This is a genomic window from Jiangella rhizosphaerae (assembly GCF_003579925.1).
Taxonomy (GTDB): domain Bacteria; phylum Actinomycetota; class Actinomycetes; order Jiangellales; family Jiangellaceae; genus Jiangella; species Jiangella rhizosphaerae.
In genome coordinates this window covers 1-5,688 of the sequence record NZ_QUAL01000100.1, presented here as the reverse complement: position 1 = coordinate 5,688, position 5,688 = coordinate 1, and the positions used below count along the sequence as shown (strand labels likewise).

At 72.6% G+C, this 5,688-nt stretch carries 7 protein-coding genes and 1 pseudogene; 4 read left to right on the top strand and 4 right to left on the bottom strand.

The features are described from left to right. The 4 genes and pseudogenes from DY240_RS10960 to DY240_RS10945 all read left to right on the top strand — a co-directional run. A pseudogene (locus DY240_RS10960) lies at positions 1-509 on the top strand (hypothetical protein); the annotation flags it as partial. Next, positions 497-1,816: an ABC1 kinase family protein gene (locus tag DY240_RS10955; protein ID WP_407659302.1), complete on the top strand. Its 1,320-nt coding sequence runs from the start codon at positions 497-499 to the stop codon at positions 1,814-1,816. The pseudogene DY240_RS10960 and the gene DY240_RS10955, both read left to right, overlap by 13 nt. A gap of 21 nt (positions 1,817-1,837) precedes the next feature. Continuing rightward, a complete protein-coding gene (locus DY240_RS10950; RefSeq protein WP_119659938.1) occupies positions 1,838-2,710 on the top strand; it encodes an aldo/keto reductase in 873 nt (290 codons plus the stop codon). Continuing rightward, on the top strand, positions 2,707-3,549 hold the full coding sequence (locus tag DY240_RS10945; RefSeq protein ID WP_119659937.1) for an oxidoreductase: 843 nt from the start codon (positions 2,707-2,709) through the stop codon (positions 3,547-3,549). Before DY240_RS10950 ends, DY240_RS10945 begins: the two co-directional genes overlap by 4 nt. Positions 3,550-4,244: 695 nt before the next feature. Here the strand turns inward: DY240_RS10945 and DY240_RS31855 are convergent. The 4 genes from DY240_RS31855 to DY240_RS10915 form a co-directional block, all read right to left on the bottom strand. Beyond that, positions 4,245-4,421 (bottom strand): hypothetical protein, encoded by a 177-nt coding sequence (locus DY240_RS31855; RefSeq protein WP_158602814.1) that lies wholly within the window; start codon positions 4,419-4,421, stop codon positions 4,245-4,247. Positions 4,422-4,594: 173 nt separating this feature from the next. After that, positions 4,595-4,972: a WhiB family transcriptional regulator gene (locus DY240_RS10925; protein WP_407659301.1), complete on the bottom strand. Its 378-nt coding sequence runs from the start codon at positions 4,970-4,972 to the stop codon at positions 4,595-4,597. 2 nt (positions 4,973-4,974) lie between these two features. Next, on the bottom strand, positions 4,975-5,196 hold the full coding sequence (locus DY240_RS10920; protein ID WP_147375281.1) for a hypothetical protein: 222 nt from the start codon (positions 5,194-5,196) through the stop codon (positions 4,975-4,977). Positions 5,197-5,313: 117 nt separating this feature from the next. Next, positions 5,314-5,688: HRDC domain-containing protein (locus DY240_RS10915; protein WP_199701293.1), on the bottom strand; the 375-nt coding region annotated here is incomplete at its 5' end.

Below are 5,688 nucleotides of genomic sequence, written 5' to 3'. Positions count from 1 at the left end.
ACGCCGGCCGCGGCGGGCCCGCGGGCGCCCGCACCGCCGGCGGGCATCCCGCCGAGCCCAGCCTGGCCGTCCTCGCACCCGTCGGCGCGACGGGTCGCGAGGAGGCCGCCGACCTGGTCCGTCACGGCATCCCGCACCTCTTCGCCCAGGTCGTCGAGGTCACCGGCGTCGTCGGTCCGCTGGTGCTGCCCGGCCGGTCGTCGTGCCTGCGCTGCCACGACCTGCACCGCACCACTCGCGACCCGCACTGGCCGCTGGTGCTCGACCAGGCGCTGCGCCGGCCGCCGCCGGAGCCGGCCTGCGACGGCGCGCTGGCCGCCGTCGTCGCCGGGCTGGCCGCCACCCAGGTGCTCGCTCACCTGGACGGTTTCGTGCCGGCCGCGGTCGACGGCACCATCGAGGTCACGCTGCCGGCCGCGCTGCCGCGGCGGCGCAGCTGGACGCGTCATCCGCGCTGTGGGTGCGGCTGGGCGGCCCGAGACGACGAGACGGCACAATGGGAGACGTGAGCGATGTGCCACGCAACGCCGTCAACCGCGCCTTCAAGCTCGCCTCCCTGCCGCTGGGCCTGGCCGGGCGGGCCACGCTGGGCCTGGGCAAGCGGCTGAGCGGCGCGTCGGCCGAGTCGGTCAGCGCCGACGTGCAGCAACGCACCGCCGAGCACATCTTCCGGGTGCTCGGTGAGCTCAAGGGCGGCGCCATGAAGTTCGGGCAGACGCTGTCCGTGCTCGAGGCCGGCATCCCGGAGGAGCTGGCCGCGCCCTACCGCGCCACGCTCACGAAGCTGCAGGAGTCCGCGCCGCCGATGAAGGCCGCGACGGTGCACGGCGTCCTCGCCGCCGACCTCGGCCCCGACTGGCGCGACCGGTTCCGCTCCTTCGACGACACGCCGGCCGCGTCGGCGTCCATCGGCCAGGTGCACAAGGCCGTGTGGCACGACGGCCGCACGGTCGCCGTCAAGATCCAGTACCCCGGTGCCGGCGACGCGCTGCGCGCCGACCTGCGTCAGGTCGCCCGGCTGGGGCGCTCGGTGGGTGCCCTGGTGCCCGGCATGGACGCCAAGGCGCTGGTCGAAGAGCTCCACGACCGCATGGTCGAGGAGCTCGACTACCGTATGGAGGCCGACGCGCAGGACGGCTTCGCGCTCGCCTACGACGGCGACCCCGAGTTCGCCGTCCCCAAGCTCGTCGAGGGCGCCGAGCACGTGCTGGTGTCGGAATGGCTCGACGGCCGGCCGCTGTCGAAGGTCATCGCCGAGGGCACCAAGGACGAGCGCGACCAGGCCGGGCTGCTCTACGTCCGGTTCCTGTTCTCCGGGCCCGCGCGCGCCGGCCTGCTGCACGCCGACCCTCACCCGGGCAACTACCGCATCACCGCGGACGGCCGGCTCGGCGTCCTCGACTACGGCGCCGTCGCGCGGCTGCCCGAGGGGCTTCCGCCGTCCATCGGGCAGCTCATGCGCCGCGCGCTGGCCGGCGAGGCCGACGAGATGCTCGACGGCCTGCGCGAAGAGGGCTTCGTCAAGCCGCACATCGACCTCGACCCCGAGGACCTCTACGACTACCTCGCGCCGTTCCTCGAGCCGGCCCGGGTCGAGCGGTTCCACTTCAACCGGCCGTGGATGCGCGAGCAGTTCGCCCGCATCAACGACCCCCGCCGGCCCGGCTACTCCATCGGGCTCAAGCTGAACCTGCCACCGTCGTACCTGCTCATCCACCGGGTCTGGATCGGCGGCATCGGCGTGCTCTCGCAGCTGGACTGCGAGGCGCCGTTCCGGGCCGAGCTGGAACGGTGGCTGCCCGGCTTCACGTCCTGACACCGCGACCCCGGAGTGCCCATGTCGAGCACCACCCTCAGCGCCGCCCCGAGCGGCACGTTCGCGCTCGGCGGCGACCTTCCGGTCGTGCGGCTCGGCTTCGGCTCGATGCAGCTGCCCGGCCCGGGCGTCTGGGGCGACTCCCCCGACCCCGACGGCGCCGTCCGGGTGCTGCGCCGCGCGGTCGAGCTCGGCGTGACGTTCATCGACACCGCCGACTCCTACGGGCCGTTCACCGCCGAGCTGCTGATCAAGAAGGCGCTGCACCCGTACCCCGACGGTCTGGTCATCGCGACGAAGGCCGGCTTCACCCGCCAGGGCCCGAACCGGTGGAAGCCGCTGGGCCGGCCCGAGTACCTGCGCCAGCAGGCCGAGCTCAGCCTGCGCCACCTCGGCCTCGAGTGCATCGACCTGTTCCAGCTGCACCGCATCGATCGCAACGTCCCGCTCGCCGACCAGCTCGGCGCGCTCGTGGCGCTGCGCGAGGAGGGGAAGATCCGCCACATCGGCCTCAGCGAGGTGACGGTCGAGCAGCTCGAGGCGGCGCGGCGCATCACGCCGATCGCCTCGGTGCAGAACCTCTACAACCTCGCCGACCGGTCCGCCGAGGACCTCGTCGATCGCTGCACCGACCAGGGCATCGCGTTCATCCCCTGGTATCCGCTGGCCACCGGTGCCCTGGCCCGCGACGGCGGCCCGCCGGCCGAGGCGGCCCGCCGGCACGACGCCACCCCGGCGCAGCTGGCGCTGGCCTGGCTGCTGCGCCGCTCGCCGGTCATGCTGCCGATCCCCGGCACGTCGAGCCTCGACCACCTCGAGCAGAACATCGGCGCGGCGGCCATCGAGCTGACCGACGACGAGTTCGCCGCTCTCACCGCGGCGGACCCGCGGTGAGCGTCTGGTTCGTCACGGGCGCGGCCCGCGGCCTCGGGGCCGAGATCGTCACGGCGGCGCTCGCGGCCGGCCACCAGGTGGTCGGCGCGGCACGCCACCCGGAGGCCGTCACGGCGCGATTCCCCGACGCCGGCGACCGCCTGCTGTCCGTCGCCCTGAACGTCACCGACGAGGCCGCCGCCCACGCGGCCGCCGCAGCCGCCGTCGGCGCCTTCGGGCGCATCGACGTGCTGGTGAACAACGCCGGACGCGGCCTGCTCGGCGCCGTCGAGGAGCTGCCCGACGACGCCGTCCGCGCGGTCTACGAGACCAACGTGTTCGGGACGCTCACCGTCCTGCGCGCCGTTCTGCCGACGATGCGTGCGCAACGCTCCGGGCACGTGGTGACCATCAGCTCGATCGGCGGGTTCACCGGGTCGCCCGGCTGGGGCGTCTACAACTCGACGAAGTTCGCGCTCGAGGGCCTCTCCGAGGCTCTGGCCCGTGAGGCCGCGCCGCTGGGCATCGGCGTGACCATCGTCGAGCCCGGCTACTTCCGCACCGACTTCCTCGACGGCTCGAGCCTGCACGTCGGCGCCGGCACCATCGACGACTACGCCGGCGGGCCGGTCGGTGCCACGCGGCAGCGTGCGGCCGACGTCAACCACGCCCAGCCCGGCGATCCGGCGAAGGCCGCCGCGGCCATCGTCGCCGTCGTCGACTCGCCCGAACCGCCGCTGCGCATCCAGCTCGGCCGCGACTCCTTCGACGCCATCGCGGCGAAGCTGGCGTTCGTCGCGAAGGAGCAGGCGGCCTGGCGCGACGTCTCGCTGTCGACCGACCACGACGACGTCGGGTAGCCGGGGGGCGTCACCACCAGGAGCTGTCGAGCCGGGCCTCGATGGAGCGCAGGTTGTCGCGCGCGCACCGGTCGCAGTAGTACACCGTCCGGCCCCGCTCCACGCTGCTGACCCAGGTCAGTGGCACGTCGTCCGTGGTCGTTCCACACAGTGCGCACGCCACCGCTTCGGACACGCGGCTGTCCCCCGTTGTCGTCGTCATCGGATCCCCCCACCCATTGCGCCGAGGTACGCGAACCCCGGCCCGACATCGTCGAACTCGGCGCCGGTCGACCGCAACGACTGGTCCCGACCACCCGTGTGGACGACATCGGCGTGGGCTTGCTGGGCCTTGGCACGCCGAAGCGTTCCACACACCGGGCATATCCGGCACAGATGGTCACTTTCAACGAGCCAAGCGTTCACCAGCTGGATGGACGTCACGGCGACGTCGTCATCGAACGCGGCGGCTGACGCCCACACCGCGCAGGAGGTCGCGCACCGACGACGACCNACCGCGCAGGAGGTCGCGCACCGACGACGACCCCGCGCCGTCCGTCGGACGGCGCGGGGTCGCTCGGTACCTCTGTTCGGTTGGTGAAACCCGCCTCCCCTCGGAAGCGTGCGGCGGGTCCCGGCAGCTGCGTGGACGGCGCGTTCACGACCGGCGCTCACGAGGCCCCGCCCCGTCATCGGACGACGCGGCCTCCACCGGATCAGTAGGCGCGGCTGCGCAGGGCGACCGCCGCGGCGGCCAGGTTCCTGGCCCGCTGCGCCGCCCGGGCGGCCCGCCGGTCCATGCGGCGGATCGCCAGCACGCGTCGTACTCGCTGTTCCTCCATCGCCCGTTCGCGCTGCTCCGTACAGTGCGCACGCGCGAGGGCTTCGTTCATGAGATGCATCTCGGTGCTCCTGAAGTCTCGGTTCACGGTGGTGGTGGTGGCCTGCGGTCGGTCTGGGGTGGCCGCATCGGGCCGGAGCGTCGTGGTCATCGTGGTCCGTCCATCGGGGTCATCGGTCGTCGGCAGCTGCCGTTGGTGCCCTGTGCCGGCGTGTGCTGGTCTCACTACGCCGCGATCTCGTTCTTACGGGGCCGGCCACGTGGACGCTTGCGCGCCACGATGGCTCCGGAGACGAAGAGCTCTCCGCCCCACACGCCCCAGGGCTCGGCCCGGTCCATCGCGCCGGCGAGGCACTGCTCCCGTACGGGGCACTCGCGGCACAGCTGCTTGGCGTGCTCGACATCAGCCGGCGACTCGGCGAACCACAGCTCCGGGTCCTTCCGGCAGGGAATGGACTCGTCGGCCGCTACGGCCCGGTCGAGAACGCTGGTCAGCATCATGAGTTCGGTCACCTCCCTTCCTTCCGTGTCGGTTCGGGCAAACAAAAAGGCCGCGGATCCCGGGTGTGGGGTCCGCGGCCTCGGAGGCGCCGGTCTTCTCATGGCTAGACCGGTGGACCCCAAGTGCGGACGCGCACGTCCTGCTTGACCCCATCGACGAGGTGCGTCGTCGCGCCGTTGCCTGCCTGCGGACGCACTTCTCCCGTCATCGGGGCGATGACGGGCGCGACGGAACGCACCCGAGTGCTCAGGGAGACACCACCGAGGGCGCGCACATACGCGAAGCCGACACCGCTCACAGACGGGTTCAGAGTCGTGATCTTCATCAGGGCGTCCCTCCTTTCGGCGTCAATCCCGAGCCGGTCTCTCCGGATCGTGAGCACCCTGCATTGCAAGGTGCTCGGACACTCTATTCCGGGCCCCATGTAAGGGGCAACCTATTTTTACGGTGATTCTCCGGCGACTTCTCGGCACAGCTGCAGAACCTCGGCCCCATAGCGGTCGAGCTTCGTGCGGCCCACCCCCGGGATGGCCGAGAGCTGGGTCTCGTTCACCGGCGTGGACTCGGCGATGGCGATGAGCGTGGCGTCGGTGAACACGACGTAGGCCGGCACCTTCTGCTCCTGCGACCGCTCCAGCCGCCACGCCCGCAGCTTCTCGAACAGGGCGTCGTCCATCGACGACGGACAGCTGCCGCACCGGCCGAGCTTGCGGTCGACGGCGTCGACCAGCGGCGCACCGCAGACCCGGCAGCGCGCCGGCGCGCCCCGGCGGCCCTTGCCGCCGGCCCCGCGCTCGGCCCGGTGGTCGCTGCGGGC

Bases quoted from the DNA above. Each gene is read 5' to 3' on its own strand.
- DY240_RS10955 (WP_407659302.1), top strand. From the start codon at position 497: ATGGGAGACGTGAGCGATGTGCCACGCAACGCCGTCAACCGCGCCTTC.
- DY240_RS31855 (WP_158602814.1), bottom strand. From the start codon at position 4,421: ATGAACGAAGCCCTCGCGCGTGCGCACTGTACGGAGCAGCGCGAACGG.
- DY240_RS10920 (WP_147375281.1), bottom strand. From the start codon at position 5,196: ATGAAGATCACGACTCTGAACCCGTCTGTGAGCGGTGTCGGCTTCGCG.
- DY240_RS10925 (WP_407659301.1), bottom strand. From the start codon at position 4,972: ATGAGAAGACCGGCGCCTCCGAGGCCGCGGACCCCACACCCGGGATCC.
- DY240_RS10950 (WP_119659938.1), top strand. From the start codon at position 1,838: ATGTCGAGCACCACCCTCAGCGCCGCCCCGAGCGGCACGTTCGCGCTC.